A 14,614-nucleotide genomic window follows, 5' to 3' on the forward strand; every position below is an offset into this window, starting at 1 on the left:
ATGGGTCCTCCGTAGGGGTCACCGCCATGCCTTCTCCGCCGCCCGAGCGTGCTGCCGTCGTGTTGTCCCGCCGCGAGTTCGACGCGGCCCTGTTCGATCTGGACGGGGTGGTGACGCGGACGGCGCAGGTGCATGCCGCCGCGTGGAAGCGCCTGTTCGACACGTACCTGGAGCGCAGTGGCGAGCCGTTCCAACCGTTCTCGGAAGAGGACTACCAGCGGTTCGTGGACGGGCGGCCGCGCTTGGACGGCATCCGCTGCTTCCTGGCGAGCCGGGGCCTCTCGCTGCCCGAGGGCTCGCCGGAGGACGGCCCGGATGCGCGGACGGTCTGGGGCCTGGGCAAGCGCAAGAACGGCTACTTCCTCGAGACGTTGAAGCAGCGGGGCGTGGAGGTCTACCCGCATGCGGTGGCGTTGCTCGAACGGCTGAGGGCGGCGGGCTTTCGCACGGCGGTGGTGTCGGCCAGCCGCAACTGCGAGGCGGTGCTGCGAGCGGCCGGACTGGAGCCCCTGTTCGACGCCCGGGTGGATGGTGTGGAGGCGGGGAGGCTCGGGTTGCCGGGCAAGCCGGCGCCGGACACGTTCCTGGAAGCGGGGCGGCGGTTGGGCGTGCCGCCGGAGCGCGCGGTGGTGCTGGAGGACGCGCAGGCTGGAGTGCAGGCGGGCCGGCGAGGCCGTTTCGGGTGCGTCATCGGCGTGCGGCGCGCGGGGCCGGTGGGGGCGCTGGTACGGGCCGGCGCGCACTTGGAGGTGACGGACCTGTCCACCGTCACGGTGGAAGAAGGAGGGCAGTGATGCGGCCGATGCAGGAAGTGCCCTCGGCGCTGGCTCGGCGAGAAGAGTTGCTGCGCCGCATGGAGGGCCGTCAGGTGGCCCTCTTCCTGGACTACGACGGCACGCTGACGCCCATCGTTCCGGATCCGGACGCCGCGTGCCTGTCGGAGTCCATGCGGTCCACGCTGGCGGAGCTGGCCCGGCGCTACCCGGTGGCCATCGTGAGCGGGAGGGATCTGCGCGTGCTGAAGGGCTTCGTTCGGCTGGAGGGCGTGCTCTACGCGGGCAGCCACGGCTTCGACATCGAGGGGCCGGACGGGCGCGAATTCCAGGTGGAGGAAGCCCGGGCGCTGCTGCCCGAGCTGGACGCGGCGGAGCGGGAATTGAAGGCGGCCCTCGGGGGCATTCCTGGCGTGCAGCTGGAGCGCAAGCGCTTCAGCGTGGCAGTGCACTGGCGGCACGTGGAGGAGGCCCGGGTGCCCGAGGTGGAGCGCGGCGTGGACGCGGTGCTGGCGCGCCACCCGCGGCTGCGCAAGGGCGGAGGGAAGAAGGTGTTCGAGTGTCTGCCCGCGATCGATTGGCACAAGGGCCGGGCGGTGGAGTGGCTGCTGCGGGCCCTGGGGTTGGAAGGCGAGGGCGTGCTGCCGGTGTACGTGGGGGACGACCTCACGGACGAGAACGCCTTCCAGATGCTGCGGGGGCGGGGCCTCGGGCTGGTGGTGCGGGGCGAGGTGGAGCGGCCCACGGCGGCGGACTTCGCGCTGAAGAACGTGGAGGAGGTGCGCCAGTTCCTGGAGCTGCTCATCGCTCGCGCTGGAGGGACGACGCGATGAGGCGCGAGCACTGGTGCTTCACCTACGAGGGCCTGGAGCCAGAGCGAGAGGGCCTGCGCGAGGCGCTCTGCACGCTCGGCAATGGCTACTTCGCCACGCGCGGGGCGGCACCGGAGGCCGAGGCGGATGACACGCACTATCCGGGGACATACCTGGCGGGCGGGTACAACCGGCTGAAGACGGACCTGGCCGGGCGGGTGGTGGAGAACGAGGACCTGGTGAACATGCCCAACTGGCTGCCGCTCACCTTCCGGCTCGAGGGCGGCGACTGGTTCAACGCGCGAGCGGTGGCGCTGCTGGAGTACCGGCAGGTGCTGGACCTGGCGCGCGGGCTGCTGCTGCGCACGGTGCGCTTCGAGGATCGGCAGGGGCGGCGTACGCGGGTGGAGCAGCGGCGCTTCGTGCACATGCGTGACAAGCACCTGGCGGGACAGGAGCTGGTGCTGGTGCCGGAGAACTGGAGTGGCCGCGTGCACGTGCGCTCGGCGCTGGACGGGCGGGTGGTGAACGGGGGCGTGCCGCGCTACCGGCAGCTCAACTGCAAACACCTGCGCACGCTGATGACGGAGGAGGTGGACGCGGAGACGCTGCTGCTGGAGGTGGAGACGGTGCAGTCGCGCCTGGATGTGGCGGAGGCGGCACGGACGCGGCTGTATGTCGACGGGCAACCGGCTAGGGCGCGGCGGGGGCTCGCTGAGGAGGAGGGCTACCTCGCGCACGAGTTCACGCTAGAGCTGCGCGAGGGTCAGCGGCTGGCCGTGGAGAAGGTGGTGGCGTTGTACTCGTCGCGGGACCTCGCGGTGTCCGAGGCCGCGATGGAGGCCCAGCACGCGGTGTCGGTGGCGCCCGGGCGCTTCGATGAGTTGGTGGCGACGCACGTCCAGGCGTGGTCACACCTGTGGCGCCGGGCCGACCTGGAGATGGAGCTGTCCGAGGCGGACCACATCCACCGGACCCTGCGGCTGCACATCTTCCACCTGCTACAGACGGTGTCGCCGCACTCCATCGACCAGGACGTGGGTGTGCCGGCGCGCGGGTGGCACGGCGAGGCGTACCGGGGCCACGTCTTCTGGGACGAGCTGTTCGTCTTCCCCTTCCTCAACCTGCGGCTGCCGGCCCTGACGCGGGCGCTTCTGCGCTACCGCCACCGGCGGCTGCGGCGGGCGCGCGAGGCGGCTCGTGAGGAGGGTTTCCGCGGAGCCCTGTTCCCCTGGCAGAGCGGCAGCAACGGGCGAGAGGAGAGCCAGCGGCTGCACCTGAATCCCCGCTCGGGCAGATGGGTCCCCGACGTGACGTGGCTGCAAAGACATATCAACGCGGCCATCGCCTACAACGTCTGGCACTACTACCAGTCCACGGCGGATGTGGAGTTCTTGTACTTCTACGGCGCGGAGATGTTGCTGGAGCTGGCGCGCTTCTGGGCGAGCATGGCCCTGTGGAACCCGGCACTGCGGCGCTACGAAATCAAGGGCGTGATGGGGCCGGACGAGTACCACACGGGCTACCCGAACCGGGCCGGGCCGGGGCTGGACAACAACTCCTATACCAACCTCATGGCGGTGTGGGTGTTGTGCAAGGGATTGGAGGTGCTGAAGCTGTTGCCCGGCGAGCGCCGGGACGAGTTGCTCGAGACGCTGGCGCTGAGCCCGGCCGAGCTGGCGCACTGGGACGAGGTGAGCCGGAAGATGCGGCTGGTGTTCCACTCGGACGGCGTGCTGAGCCAGTTCGAGGGCTACGAGCAGCTCCAGGAGTTCGACTGGGAGGCGTACCGAACGCGCTACAGCGACATCCAGCGGCTGGACCGGATTCTCGAGGCGGAGGGGGATTCGCCCAACCGCTACAAGCTGTCGAAACAGGCGGACGTGCTGATGCTGCTCTACCTGTTCTCGGCGGAGGAGCTGCGCGAGCTCTTCGAGCGGCTGGGATACCCGTTCGAGCCGGGGATGATTCCGAGGACGGTGGAGTACTACCTGCAGCGCACGTCCCACGGCTCGACGCTGAGCGGCGTGGTGCACTCGTGGGTGCTGGCGCGCAGCGATCGCCCCCGCTCGTGGAAGCTGTTCAGCGAGGCGTTGAAGAGCGACATCTCGGACGTGCAGGGCGGGACGACGCCCGAGGGCATCCACCTGGGCGCCATGTCGGGGACGGTGGACTTGATGCAGCGGGCGTACACGGGCATCGAGGTGCGCGGGGACGTGCTGCACTTCAACCCGAACCTGCCCGAGGGCATGACGCGGCTGAAGTTCTCCCTGCGCTACCGAAGGTTCCTGGTGGAAGTGGAGATCACCCAGGACAAGCTGGTGCTCAACAGCCGGTGGCAGTCCTCCGAGCCCCTCGAGTTCGCGCTACGGGGCGAGCGCCACCAGCTGCTGCCGTGCGAGACGCGCGAGTTCCCCATCGCCCGGCCAGAAGTGACGGCGGAGGGAGGGATGGACAGCGCGGGCCCGTGACGCCCATCACCCCTTCTCGTAGGGGCCTTTCACTTCGCCCCAGCCCCATACCGGCATCGGCGCGGCGCTCTCCACGGCCGCGCCAGGCTGCGAGTTGATCACCGCGAGCCTCGTCCCCCACTCCAGGTACGCGACCAGCGCGGAACGGAACTCCGGGTCGTCCGGGAGCCCGACGTCGTCCGCGCACTCGAGCAGCAACTGCATCCATCGCCGCCGTTGCGGTTCGCTCAGGGCGCGCCCGATGTGGTGACGAACCATGTTCGGGTGCCCCCCGAGCGTCGCGCTATAGGTTTTCGGTCCCCCGAACACCTCCGCGACGAAGGCCGCGACATGCTTCGCGTGCTCAGCGGGAATCCGGGCGAAGACCGGGGCCAGGAGCGCGTCTCCCGGGACGCGTTGGTAGAACGTCTCCATCAGCCGCTCCAGCGCCGGCATCCCTCCCATCCACTCGAAGAGGGTCGGAACCTGCTGTTCGCTACTCATCCGCGCGTCCAGCGCACGTTCGTCAGTTCGTAGTGGCGCATCTCCTCGATGCTCTTCACGAACGGCTTCACGGCTTGGAAGAACGAACCGAACTCCCGGCTGGTGCGGAAGCCCTTCAGATGCCCCTCCGCCGAATCCCAGAGAATCCGAAGCATGAACGTCTCGGGTGACTCCGCGCAGCGCGTCAGCTCGAAGCCCTGGCAATGAGGCGATGCGCGCAGGCTCTCGCTCGCGGCCTCATAGGCCTGGATCAACGACTCGCCCGTACCGGGCTCTACCTTGTAACGAATGTACTCGACGATCATCGTGCTGGACCTCGTCTGGTTCCACCTGCCAGAGGGGGGCGCTATAGGCGGTGGTCTGGCTCGCCGTCCAACCGATTGTTGGCATGGGTGGAATCGATGGCGTCGATGGTTGGGAATTCCTGCCTCCCGTCATGCACCGATTGCGCGCCGGAGCGCGTTCCGGAGCCATCGGTGCCCCGCGTCACTCTCGGACCGCTCGGCCCAGACCTGGGTCATCGTGTACGCCTCGGTGCGGAGCGGAGCTGTCACCGTTTCCAGCCGCAGGGCGGGGGCTACGGCCTCCACGAGACGGCTTGGAATCGTCAGCAGGTGATCCGAGGCCGCGACCACGAACGGGGCCACGAGGAAGTGGGAGACCGTGATGGCGATCCGCCGCTGAAGCCCGCGTTGTGCCAACAGTTCATCGATGGTGCTGCGCGCCGTCTCTCCGGGTGAGATGAGAACATGGGAGGCCGCGGCGTACTGACGGAGCGTGAGACGGGTTCCCGCGAGCGGATGTCCGCGCCGCACCACGCAGATGAGCTGATCCCGGAAGAGCTCCTCTTCGCGCAGCGTCGGCGCAATCGGGTACTGGCGGCCGAGCTTCAGCTCGAAGTCCCCGCGCTCGAGTGCGGTCATCCAGTCCTTGGGCAGATGATGGAACCGGAGATCGACGTTCGGGGCCTCCTTCGCGAGGATGGCGGCGAGCCTCGGGAGCGCGTAGAGCTCCAGATTGTCGGTCGACGCGATGCGAAAGACCCGGCTACTGGTTCTCGGCTCGAAGGGCTCGGGCTGTTGGAACACCCGCTCCAGCGAGGAGACCGCGGACGCGGCGGGTCCCAGCAGGGCCTGGGCGCGCTCGGTGAGCACCATCTGCCGCCCGACGCGCACGAGCAGCGGATCTCGAAACCAGTCGCGGAGCCGGGCGAGTGCATGGCTCATCGCGGATTGACCCAGTCCCACCCGTCTCGCCGCTCGGGTCACGTTCCGCTCGCTCAGGAGCGCGTGCAGTGCGACGACCAGGTTCGTATCGATTCCGCCGAGGTTCATCAGAGCCAGCATACTGTCGCTCTCGGCCTGGACCCTGGGCGACAGCCCGTGAGCGGGAGGCGCTACTTCTTCGTGGGCTTCTGTGCCTGGACCCGCTCGCCCGTGGTGAAGAACACCCCGCCCGCGATGTGGTGCACGGAGCGCTGTGAATCTCCACCGCTGAAGTCCCAGCCTCCGTCCTTCCACACCGAGTCCTCCACCCAGGCCGCGACGACCTCGGCGATGAACAGGTCATACCGGCGCTGCACGTCCGGCTCGCTGAGCACCCGGCACTCCAACCAGCCCACGCAGTCCTCCACCAGCGGGGCCTGCACGCGCGAGGCGGGCGAGGGCCGCAGCCCGTACAGCGCCCACTTGTCCTCCTCGCGCCCGGACACCGAGCCCACCGCGTACACCTGCTCCAACTGCGCGCGCGTGGGCACGCAGAGGGTGAATTCCCCCGAGGCCTCCACCAGTTCGCGCGTGAAGGTGCCCTCGGCGATGACGACGGCGAGCTTGGGCGGATCGAAGTCGAGCGGCATGGCCCAGGCGGCGGCCATCACGTTGGTGCGGCCGTGGGCCGCGCTCGTGACGAGCGTGGTGGGGCCGTGGTTGAGCAGCTTGTAGGCGCGGCGGAGCTCGAGCGGGACTCTCATGTTGGGGCACTCTGCTCCGGTGCCCGGCGGATCGCATCCTCGTCTCCGCCTCCCGGGCCACGGAGCGGACAGGAGAACGAGGGGCCCCCCTTTCTTCGGGGAAGTCACGGGCTCGCGGTGCCGGTTCAACCCAGGTATGTCCTTCTCGCTCCGCCTCCTCGCTCCCCTGGTCCTGCGCCTCACCGTGCTCCCAGCCGCAGCGCACGCCAGCCCGTCTGTCTGGTACGAGCAGTCCCGTGTGACGTTCCGCGCGGGTGACGTGTCAGATGGGGCCGCCGTCGATGCCACCCGGGCCTCCATCCCGGACGATTCCGTGTCCTCACGGCTGTCTGGTGTGCGGAGGACATGCTCGGAGTCCCTGGGTAGCTCCGCACCCCAGTCCCTGGCGAGCGTTGCCGCCTCCGCGGCTGTGGATGGAGTGCGCGTCAGCGGTTTCGGCTCGAGCGGAGGCACGAGCGCCCTGGCCGGGGTGCTCGCACTCGTGGCGGTGGCGCTCGGCGCGCGGCGGACAGCCCCCGCCTACGCCCGCGCCTCGCGCCGTGTCACCACCGGACGGAGAGCTTCTCGAAGCCGCGGAACATGAGGCTGTGGCACTTGAGCTGCGGCAGCTCCTCCGTGTCCAGCTTCAGGCCGGGCAGACGCTCGAGCAGCACCTCGAAGGCGATCTCCAGCTCGCGACGGGCCAGGCCCGCCCCCAGGCAGTGATGCGGCCCGAAGCCGAAGCTCATGTGCTTCTGGTGGTTGCTGTCGCGGGTGATGTCGAAGCGATCCGGGTCGGGGAAGGCCTCGGGGTCGCGATTGGCGGAGGCCATGCACATGAACACCACGTCCCCCTTGCGGATTGTCTTGCCGCGCAGCTGGAAGGTCTCCGTGGCGATGCGGTGGATGTTGGGCACTGCGGTGTTGAAGCGCATCATCTCCTCCACCGCCGAGCGCACCAGCGTGCGGTCCTCCTGCAGCTTCTTGAACTGATCGGGGTGCGTCAGCAGGTCATGCAGGCTGTTGCTGAGCTGATCCGTGGTGGAGATGTGCCCGGCCACGAGGATGAGGATGGCGTTGGCCACCAGCTGCTCCGGCGTCATCTGCCCCTCTTCCTGGGACTGGATCATCTTGCTGAGCAGGTCCTCGCCCGGGGCGCGCCGGCGCTCCTCGATGACATTGCCCAGGTAGCCGGAGAGCTCGCGCATGGCCGTGTTGGCCCGGCGGGCCAGGGCCAGCATGTCCGTGCCTGCCGCGGGCGCGTTGAAGTCCGCGAGGGGCTCGGCCCACTCCATGAACTGTTCACGGTCCTGCAGCGGGACGCCGAGCACCTCGGCGATGACGAGCGGGGGCAGTTGGTTCGACAGGGCCTCCACCACGTCCATCCACCCCTGCGCCTGGACCCGCTCCACCAGCTGCTCGGCGGTGCGGCGGATGGCCGGGCGCCAGGTGTCGAGCCCCTGGGGCGAGAAGCCCCCGGCCACCTGCCGGCGCATCTGGATGTGCTCGCGGCCGTCCCGCATGAACATCTGGTTGGGGAGTACCTTCAGGAAGTCCGGGAGGATCTCCGGGCCCTGGCCCCGGAGCTGCGCCTCGTAGAACTTCACCCGGTTGGCGCTCAGGCGCGGGTCCCGGAAGCCGTTCACCACGTCTTCATGGCGGGTGATGAACCAGCACTGCACCGCTTCCGACCAGTGCACCGGGTCGTTCTCTCTCAACTCCCGATAGAGGGGCACCGGATCGAGGAGGTTTTCAGGAGCGACGGGGTTGAGCTCGAGCTTGTGGGCTGCGCTCGCCATAGGGGTTCCTTCCTCGGATGGATCGCCTGGGTGCACGGTTCTGACACGATAATCAACTCTGGCGATCTTGTCCTGAGTTGATTTGCAGTTGACGAAACGACTTGAGTGCAAGCCATTGGCCGACGCAGTGAGGCTGAAAAGCTTTAGGCAGGGGCTCACTCCTCGGGTAGGGATGGGTGGGCCCGGGAGTGAAACCGGCCCATTTCGAGCCTGGGTGACGGAGTGGAGGAGGACCCGCCGGGTCGGGTGCTACCCGGTAGGGCGTGCCACCACATCGGACCCAACACGTCGGGTTGTATGGCTGGAAGAGTGGCGTGGAGATGAAAGGGATTTGAGGGCATGGGTGTGGGTCCGGGTGCTCGGAATGGCCACGGGGCAGGCGCGTCCGTGGTAGAGGCCAGCACATGAGCACGGAATGGAAGGAGCGGCTGGTCATCCGCGAGGCGCGGCCCGAGGACGACGCGGCCATTGGCGAGCTGTTGGTGGAGGCCTTCATCACCCAGTACGCGAAGAAGCTGCCGGAGGTGCAGTACACGGAGGAGCGCAAGCGGCAACTGCGCGACGTGGCGAGCAAGCGCGCGGTGGCGAAGGTGCTGGTGGCGGAGCTGGAGGGGAGAGTGGTGGGCACGGTGGCGCTGTGGCCGCCGGGAGCCCCGGGAGCGGAGGCGTGGGTGCCTGGCGCGGCGGACCTGCGGCACCTGGCCACGGCCGTGGACTTTCATGGCCGGGGGCTGTCCACGCCTTTGCTGGACGCGGCCGAGCGCGTGGCTCGCGAGTGGAGTGTGCCCGCCATCTGCCTGCACGTGCGCCGGGGCGCCGAGGGCGTCGCGCGCATGTACCAGCGCCGAGGCTTCGTGCGGGAGCCCGCGGGAGACCTCGACACGCCCTCCGTGTACCTCGAGGCCTACCTCCTCCGCTTCCCGGGCTGAGGCCGCCTCCTTCCTCCAGAGGCGAGGGCCGTGGCGGCACCCGGGCATTCCTAGATTCACGGGCGGGAGACCCTTCCATGCGCGCGCCGCCCATCTCCGACTATGCCCTGCTGTCCGACTGCCACTCGGCCCTGCTCGTGAGCCGGCGCGGTTCGGTGGACTGGCTCAGCTGCCCACGCTTCGACTCGCCCTCCGTGTTCGGCCGGATGCTGGGGCCGGCCGCCGGGCACTGGGTGCTCCGGCCGGTGAAGGGCCGCTCGCACCGGCGCTACCTCGACCGCACGCTGGTGCTGGAGACACTGCACTACACGCCCACCGGCATCGCGGTGCAGGTGGAGGCAATGGCGCTGGGCCGGGGCAAGCGCGGGCACGAGCTGGGAGCGGAGTCGCCCGGCGGCCTGGTGCTGCGCCGGGTGGCATGCGTGGAGGGCCAGGTGGAGCTCGAGACGGACTTCTGCCCCCGGCCCGAGTACGGCCTGGTGCACCCGTTGCTGCGCGAGGTGGAGGGCGGAGTGCTGGCGCAGGGCGGTGCGGACATGCTGCGGCTGTCCTCGCCGGTGCGGTTTCAGTTCGGAGACTGTAATGCCTTCGGGCGCTTCATCCTGCGGGCCGGGGAGTCGGTGGGCTTCGCCCTGCAGCACCGCGCGTGGTGGCACCCGCCGCTGCGGGCCTGGAGCCAGGAGGAGATAGACGCGTGGCTCCAGGACACCGTGGAGGGGTGGCGCAGTTGGTCCTCCCTGCACCAGCGCTACGAGGGCCCCTGGCGCGAGCTGGTGCACCACAGCGGCCGGGTGCTGCAAGCGCTTACGTTCCAACCCACGGGCGCCATCGTCGCCGCGCCCACCACGTCCCTGCCGGAGTCGGTGGGCGGCGAGCGCAACTGGGACTACCGCTACACGTGGCTGCGCGACGCGAGCCTCACGCTGGAGGCGCTCTGGGTGGCCGCCTGTCCGGACGAGGCCTCGCGCTTCTTCGACTTCCTCACCTCGGCCATCACGCAGCTGCGCCGGGGCGAGGACCTGCAAATCATGTTTGGCATTGGCGGTGAGCACGATTTGAGCGAGCGCATGCTGCCCCACCTGCCAGGGTGGAGGGGCAGCTTCCCGGTGCGGGTGGGCAATGGGGCGTGGCAGCAGCGGCAGTTGGATGTGTATGGCGAGCTGCTCGGAGCGGCGCACCGGCTGCGGGAGTACCTGGGGGGGTTGGACGAGGCCGGGCGGGAGTTCCTGATGGCGTTGGCGGACACGGCGGCGGACCGCTGGGCCGAGCCGGACCAGGGCATCTGGGAGATGCGGGACGTGCCTCGGCACCACCTCTACTCGAAGCTGATGTGCTGGGTGGCGCTGGACCGGGCGCTGGACATGAAGGACCTGCTGCACCCGGATCCGGAGCGCGTGGTGCGCTGGAAGCGGGTGCGGCGGAACATCCGCTCGGCCATCCTGGAGCACGGGTGGAACGCGCGGGTGGGCGCGTTCACGCAAGCGTTCGACTCGGACGTGCTGGATGCGTCGGTGTTGATGCTGCCCATCGCCGGTTTCCTGCCGGCGAGCGACCCGAGGATGCGGGCCACGCTGGAGTCCATCTCCACGGACCTCACGGATGACCGGGGGCTCGTGTACCGCTACCGGGCCTCGGATGGACTGCTGGGAGAGGAGGGGACGTTCTTCCTGTGCACCTTCTGGCTCGCGCAGGCGTACGCGCTGGCGGGCGAGGTGGAGCGGGCTCGGGAGACGTTCACGCAGGCGGTGGAGTATGTGAACGATGTGGGGCTGCTGTCCGAGGAGGTGGAGCCGGAGAGCGGAGAGTTGCTGGGGAACTACCCACAGGCCTTCAGCCACATCGGGATGGTGAACGCGGCGTGGGCCATCACCCAGGCGGAGGAGCGCAGGCGCCAGCCCGCGTCCGAGCAGGCGCCCGCTCCGGCGTGACACGGGGCGGGTGGTGCGTCAGCCGCCGACGCGGACGCGCACCTGCACGTCCTGGCTCAGGTGGCCCCCTGACGAACGCGGGCGTCATCTCCACCGTCACGGGTTGGGGCTCGCTCTCCTCCGGCGGCTCGTCCCCGGACACGCTCCAGACCGTCGATGTGCCCATCGTCTCCAACGCGGACGCGGACGCCGCGTACCCGGAGGACATCACCGCGGAGCAGCTCGCCGCGGGCGTCATGGGCGTGGGCGGCAAGGACTCGTGGTCGGCCAGCGCGAGCGCCTGGAAGCACTTCACGGTGACCGTGCCCGCCGGCACCACGGTGCTCAACGCGCACATCTCCAGCGGCTCGGGTGACGCGGACATCTACGTCCGTAGGGCTCCCAGCCCACCACCACATCCCCAACCCCGCGGCGGGCACCTGGTACATCTCCGCCCGCGCCTACTCCGCCTTCTCGGGCCTGACGGTGCGCGCGACCACCTACTGAGCAACCGTCCTTCCCGCTGTTGAAGGCCTCGGCGCTGGCGCCCGTGACGACACGGTGCGCCATGCCCGCCCGGTTTTACGCGCTGCGTCTCAGCGGCCCGCGCGGACCTCGCACGTTGCGTGGGTTTGCTCCGCGCTGCCACACAGGGCACGATCCTCCTGTCAGCACCGAGTCCAACGGCTGCCTGGGGGACGTGTCCATGAAAGAGAGAGCCTTTGGCGGTATGGCCATGTTGGTGGTCCTTGCCGTCGGCCTGGCCGCGGACCTGGCCCTGTGGCGCTCCTCGTCCTCCTCGAATCGGGAGCGCATCGCGGACAAGTCGGCGGAGCAGCAGCCGGGTGAGCCGCGCGGCATGAGGGTCACGGCCGTTCCCGCGAGCTACGTGAAGGACGCGAGTGATTCGGGCGTTTCCGTGGAGCGCGTGGGCCTCGGTGTCCGGACGGACAGGCTCCCGTCGGACTCCATGGCCTTCACCTCCTCTCCGTGAGGAGGCTAGCTTCCGGGCCATGCCCATCCGGAATCTGGTCTTCGAAGGCGGTGGTGTGAAAGGCATGGCCTACGTGGGCGCCGTCCAGGTGCTGGAGGCGAAGGGCCTGCTGGGCGGCGTGGAGAACGTGGCGGGCACCTCGGCGGGGGCCATCACCGCGGCGCTCCTGGCCGTGGGCGCGACGGCGGAGGAGCTGAGCTCCGTTCTGGGGAGCACCGACTTCGCCACCTTCATGGATGGGCCCGGTTGGGTCTTCCGCGACGCCAGCCGGCTCGTCGAGCACTACGGGCTCTACGAGGGCAACGTCTTCGAGCAGTGGTGTCGGGAGCAGATCGGCCGCATCACCCAGCGGGTGCTGGGCGAGTCCCAGTCGGACCTCACCTTCGCGCAGCTCGAGGCCCTGGCGCAGCGCGAGCCGGGCCGCTTCCGCAAGCTGTTCGTGGTGGCGACGAACCTGACCCGTCAGCTCCCGGAGGTGTTCTCCGCGAGCACCCGGCCGGAGGTGCCGCTGTGGCTCGCGGTGCGCATGTCCATGAGCATCCCCCTCTTCTTCGAGGCCGTGCAGTTCGAGCAGTGCGTGTACGTGGATGGGGGCGTGTCGTGGAACTACCCCATCGACTTGTTCGATGGAGTGCGGCGCCAGCCGGCGCTCGGGTCCCCGGCCGTGCCTCCCGAGGTGGGTGTGAGCTCCGAGACGCTGGGCTTCTTCCTGGGCACCGCGCAGCAGATAGAAGCCGCGCGCCAGAACTGGCAGCTGCTGCCAGTCCCCATCACGGGAATCAAGAGCTACACCCAGGCGCTCTTCAGCTTCATGTTGCATGCGTCCACCCTGCTGCACGTGGACGAGGTGGCATTGGGACGCACGGTGTTCATCGACAACGCGGGCGTCAGCACCACGGAGTTCACGCTGACGGACGCGCAGATCCAGCAGTTGGTGGACAACGGAGTGCTCGCCACGACGGAGTGGCTCGCGCGCAACGCGGACCGGATGGCGCCGGCGCGGGCGGCGGGCTGAGCCACCCATCTGCTCGCTCCTGAATATCTCTTCCGACCCGCTGGGGAGGGTGGGCGCGAGAGACGTCATACTGCCGGGATACGTTGGCCCCCGCGCCGGTTGTCCCCGGTGCGCACACCCTCATGTCCCGCTTCCGTCTTTCGCACAGCGATGCCGTCGAGTGGCTCCGCACCCTTCCGGATGCCTCGGTGGACCTCGTCATCACCGATCCCGCCTATGAGTCGCTCGAGAAGCACCGCGCCATCGGCACCACCACGCGCCTCAAGCGCAGCAAGGCGTCCAGCAACCACTGGTTCCGCATCTTCCCGAACGCTCGCTTCCCCGAGCTGTTCGCCCAGGTCTGGCGCGTCCTGAAACGGGACTCGCACTTCTATCTCTTCTGTGACCCCGAGACGATGTTCATCGCCAAGCCGCTCGCGGAGGCCGCGGGCTTTCGGTTCTGGAAGCCCATCGTCTGGGACAAGCTGCACATCGGCATGGGCTACCACTACCGCTCCCGCTACGAGCTCATCCTCTTCTTCGAGAAGGGCCGGCGGCGGTTGAGCGACCTCGGTGTCGCGGACGTGCTCCCGGTGCCTCGCGTCCACCGGGGCTACCCGGCCGAGAAGCCCACCGGCGTGAGCGAGGTGCTCATCCGGCAGAGCAGCGCCCCCGGAGAGGTGGTGGTGGACCCGTTCATGGGCTCGGGCTCGGTGGGCGTGGCGGCGGTGCGGCTCGGGCGGGACTTCCAAGGCACCGACATTTGTGACGAGGCGCTGACCGTCACCGAGGCGCGTCTGCGCGCCGAGGGCGCGGTGTCCGAGGAGACAGCGGAGATGCGCGCGATGCGCCTGGCCCGGAGCGGGTGAGTTGCCAGAGGCGTGGGAGGCTCGGATGACTGGACACGAATACGCGGACCTGGTGGCCAGATACATCGTGAAGAACTACGCCTCGCGCGGGGTGAAGGTGTACCGCGAGGTGCATGTTGGGAAGACGCTCACCGGACGCGGGCGGCGCGTCGACATCTTCGTGCTCGAGCACGACACGCGCACCGCGCTCGCCATCGAGTGCAAGTACCAGGGCACAGTCGGCACCGTGGACGAGAAGATTCCCTTCGCCCTGCAGGACCTGGAGAGCATGCGGATTCCCGTCTGCGTCTCCTACGCAGGGGATGGTTTCTCGCAAGGAATCCTCCACATCCTCTCCGCTTCCCCCATCGCGGCGTACTGCCTGCCTGGAGCGAAGACGCTCGCGCCCTCGAACGAGACGCGCGAGCTGGACTCCATCCTGGCCGTGACCTTCAAGTGGTGGGATGTGCTCGTGCGCGGCAAGAAGCGCGTGGCGCTGTGAGCCCCCCACCTGGCCCAGAGAACTGACCCCGTCTTGTTCACCAGAGGGGAAGAAGGCGCGGAGGGCTGCTTCCTGTCGTGACACTCCCGGCTCCGGGTTCCGTCAGACCCTATGGGTACAGAATGAGTATGGCTACCCAATGGGAGAGAACAAT

15 protein-coding genes are annotated in these 14,614 nt (G+C 69.0%); 10 read left to right on the forward strand and 5 right to left on the reverse strand.

Annotated elements, in window-relative coordinates; all coding sequences use genetic code 11:
- The first annotated feature begins 26 nt into the window (after window positions 1-26).
- Genes DAT35_RS61590 through DAT35_RS53005 form a run of 3 tightly spaced genes read left to right on the forward strand, consistent with a single transcriptional unit; the run spans window position 27 to window position 4,056 of the window.
- The gene (locus tag DAT35_RS61590) at window positions 27-794 is read left to right on the forward strand and encodes an HAD family phosphatase (RefSeq protein ID WP_108077129.1); all 768 of its coding nucleotides are present in this window, start codon (window positions 27-29) and stop codon (window positions 792-794) included.
- Window positions 794-1,606: a trehalose-phosphatase gene (otsB, locus tag DAT35_RS61595; protein ID WP_108077130.1), complete on the forward strand. Its 813-nt coding sequence runs from the start codon at window positions 794-796 to the stop codon at window positions 1,604-1,606. The genes DAT35_RS61590 and otsB overlap by 1 nt, the downstream gene beginning before the upstream one ends.
- Window positions 1,603-4,056 carry a glycoside hydrolase family 65 protein gene (locus DAT35_RS53005; RefSeq protein WP_108077131.1) on the forward strand — a complete coding sequence of 818 codons (2,454 nt, stop codon included), beginning with the start codon at window positions 1,603-1,605 and terminating at the stop codon, window positions 4,054-4,056. Before otsB ends, DAT35_RS53005 begins: the two co-directional genes overlap by 4 nt.
- Window positions 4,057-4,062: 6 nt before the next feature.
- Here the strand turns inward: DAT35_RS53005 and DAT35_RS60325 are convergent, their stop codons facing one another.
- The 5 genes from DAT35_RS60325 to DAT35_RS53025 all read right to left on the reverse strand — a co-directional run bounded on the left by DAT35_RS60325 (window position 4,063) and on the right by DAT35_RS53025 (window position 8,286).
- Complete coding sequence (locus tag DAT35_RS60325) at window positions 4,063-4,539, reverse strand: group II truncated hemoglobin (protein ID WP_199243274.1); 477 nt, start codon at window positions 4,537-4,539, stop codon at window positions 4,063-4,065.
- On the reverse strand, window positions 4,536-4,844 hold the full coding sequence (locus DAT35_RS60330; RefSeq protein ID WP_199243275.1) for a putative quinol monooxygenase: 309 nt from the start codon (window positions 4,842-4,844) through the stop codon (window positions 4,536-4,538). The genes DAT35_RS60325 and DAT35_RS60330 overlap by 4 nt, the downstream gene beginning before the upstream one ends.
- A gap of 129 nt (window positions 4,845-4,973) precedes the next feature.
- Window positions 4,974-5,885 carry a LysR family transcriptional regulator gene (locus tag DAT35_RS53015; RefSeq protein WP_233262232.1) on the reverse strand — a complete coding sequence of 304 codons (912 nt, stop codon included), beginning with the start codon at window positions 5,883-5,885 and terminating at the stop codon, window positions 4,974-4,976.
- 50 nt (window positions 5,886-5,935) lie between these two features.
- Window positions 5,936-6,508: a flavin reductase family protein gene (locus tag DAT35_RS53020; protein ID WP_108077132.1), complete on the reverse strand. Its 573-nt coding sequence runs from the start codon at window positions 6,506-6,508 to the stop codon at window positions 5,936-5,938.
- A 542-nt stretch (window positions 6,509-7,050) separates the two neighbouring features.
- Window positions 7,051-8,286 carry a cytochrome P450 gene (locus DAT35_RS53025; protein ID WP_108077133.1) on the reverse strand — a complete coding sequence of 412 codons (1,236 nt, stop codon included), beginning with the start codon at window positions 8,284-8,286 and terminating at the stop codon, window positions 7,051-7,053.
- 404 nt (window positions 8,287-8,690) lie between these two features.
- On the opposite strand from DAT35_RS53025, the gene DAT35_RS53030 reads away from it, so the two are divergent.
- The 7 genes from DAT35_RS53030 (at window position 8,691) to DAT35_RS53060 (ending at window position 14,460) form a co-directional block, all read left to right on the forward strand.
- Window positions 8,691-9,215, forward strand: coding sequence for a GNAT family N-acetyltransferase (locus DAT35_RS53030; RefSeq protein WP_108077134.1), 525 nt, complete (start codon window positions 8,691-8,693; stop codon window positions 9,213-9,215).
- Between the two features lie 77 nt (window positions 9,216-9,292).
- Window positions 9,293-11,143: a glycoside hydrolase family 15 protein gene (locus DAT35_RS53035; protein ID WP_108077135.1), complete on the forward strand. Its 1,851-nt coding sequence runs from the start codon at window positions 9,293-9,295 to the stop codon at window positions 11,141-11,143.
- Entirely contained in the window at window positions 11,140-11,652 is a 513-nt protein-coding gene (locus DAT35_RS53040; RefSeq protein WP_158502271.1) for a trypsin-like serine protease, read from the forward strand. The genes DAT35_RS53035 and DAT35_RS53040 overlap by 4 nt, the downstream gene beginning before the upstream one ends.
- Before the next feature lie 176 nt (window positions 11,653-11,828).
- Window positions 11,829-12,116, forward strand: coding sequence for a hypothetical protein (locus DAT35_RS53045; RefSeq protein ID WP_146210246.1), 288 nt, complete (start codon window positions 11,829-11,831; stop codon window positions 12,114-12,116).
- A gap of 19 nt (window positions 12,117-12,135) precedes the next feature.
- Window positions 12,136-13,131, forward strand: coding sequence for a patatin-like phospholipase family protein (locus DAT35_RS53050; RefSeq protein ID WP_108077138.1), 996 nt, complete (start codon window positions 12,136-12,138; stop codon window positions 13,129-13,131).
- A 122-nt stretch (window positions 13,132-13,253) separates the two neighbouring features.
- Window positions 13,254-13,979: a site-specific DNA-methyltransferase gene (locus DAT35_RS53055; protein WP_108077139.1), complete on the forward strand. Its 726-nt coding sequence runs from the start codon at window positions 13,254-13,256 to the stop codon at window positions 13,977-13,979.
- Window positions 13,980-14,004: 25 nt separating this feature from the next.
- Window positions 14,005-14,460: a PD-(D/E)XK nuclease superfamily protein gene (locus DAT35_RS53060; RefSeq protein ID WP_108077140.1), complete on the forward strand. Its 456-nt coding sequence runs from the start codon at window positions 14,005-14,007 to the stop codon at window positions 14,458-14,460.
- Window positions 14,461-14,614: the final 154 nt, after the last annotated feature.

Source organism: Vitiosangium sp. GDMCC 1.1324, from assembly GCF_003044305.1.
Classification (GTDB): domain Bacteria; phylum Myxococcota; class Myxococcia; order Myxococcales; family Myxococcaceae; genus Archangium.

What these genes read in the sequence shown, in the direction of transcription:
- DAT35_RS61590 (WP_108077129.1), top strand. Translation starts at nt 27, where the DNA reads ATGCCTTCTCCGCCGCCCGAGCGTGCTGCCGTCGTGTTGTCCCGCCGC.
- otsB (WP_108077130.1), top strand. Translation starts at nt 794, where the DNA reads ATGCGGCCGATGCAGGAAGTGCCCTCGGCGCTGGCTCGGCGAGAAGAG.
- DAT35_RS53005 (WP_108077131.1), top strand. Translation starts at nt 1,603, where the DNA reads ATGAGGCGCGAGCACTGGTGCTTCACCTACGAGGGCCTGGAGCCAGAG.
- DAT35_RS60325 (WP_199243274.1), bottom strand. Translation starts at nt 4,539, where the DNA reads ATGAGTAGCGAACAGCAGGTTCCGACCCTCTTCGAGTGGATGGGAGGG.
- DAT35_RS60330 (WP_199243275.1), bottom strand. Translation starts at nt 4,844, where the DNA reads ATGATCGTCGAGTACATTCGTTACAAGGTAGAGCCCGGTACGGGCGAG.
- DAT35_RS53015 (WP_233262232.1), bottom strand. Translation starts at nt 5,885, where the DNA reads ATGCTGGCTCTGATGAACCTCGGCGGAATCGATACGAACCTGGTCGTC.
- DAT35_RS53020 (WP_108077132.1), bottom strand. Translation starts at nt 6,508, where the DNA reads ATGAGAGTCCCGCTCGAGCTCCGCCGCGCCTACAAGCTGCTCAACCAC.
- DAT35_RS53025 (WP_108077133.1), bottom strand. Translation starts at nt 8,286, where the DNA reads ATGGCGAGCGCAGCCCACAAGCTCGAGCTCAACCCCGTCGCTCCTGAA.
- DAT35_RS53030 (WP_108077134.1), top strand. Translation starts at nt 8,691, where the DNA reads ATGAGCACGGAATGGAAGGAGCGGCTGGTCATCCGCGAGGCGCGGCCC.
- DAT35_RS53035 (WP_108077135.1), top strand. Translation starts at nt 9,293, where the DNA reads ATGCGCGCGCCGCCCATCTCCGACTATGCCCTGCTGTCCGACTGCCAC.
- DAT35_RS53045 (WP_146210246.1), top strand. Translation starts at nt 11,829, where the DNA reads ATGAAAGAGAGAGCCTTTGGCGGTATGGCCATGTTGGTGGTCCTTGCC.
- DAT35_RS53050 (WP_108077138.1), top strand. Translation starts at nt 12,136, where the DNA reads ATGCCCATCCGGAATCTGGTCTTCGAAGGCGGTGGTGTGAAAGGCATG.
- DAT35_RS53055 (WP_108077139.1), top strand. Translation starts at nt 13,254, where the DNA reads ATGTCCCGCTTCCGTCTTTCGCACAGCGATGCCGTCGAGTGGCTCCGC.
- DAT35_RS53060 (WP_108077140.1), top strand. Translation starts at nt 14,005, where the DNA reads ATGACTGGACACGAATACGCGGACCTGGTGGCCAGATACATCGTGAAG.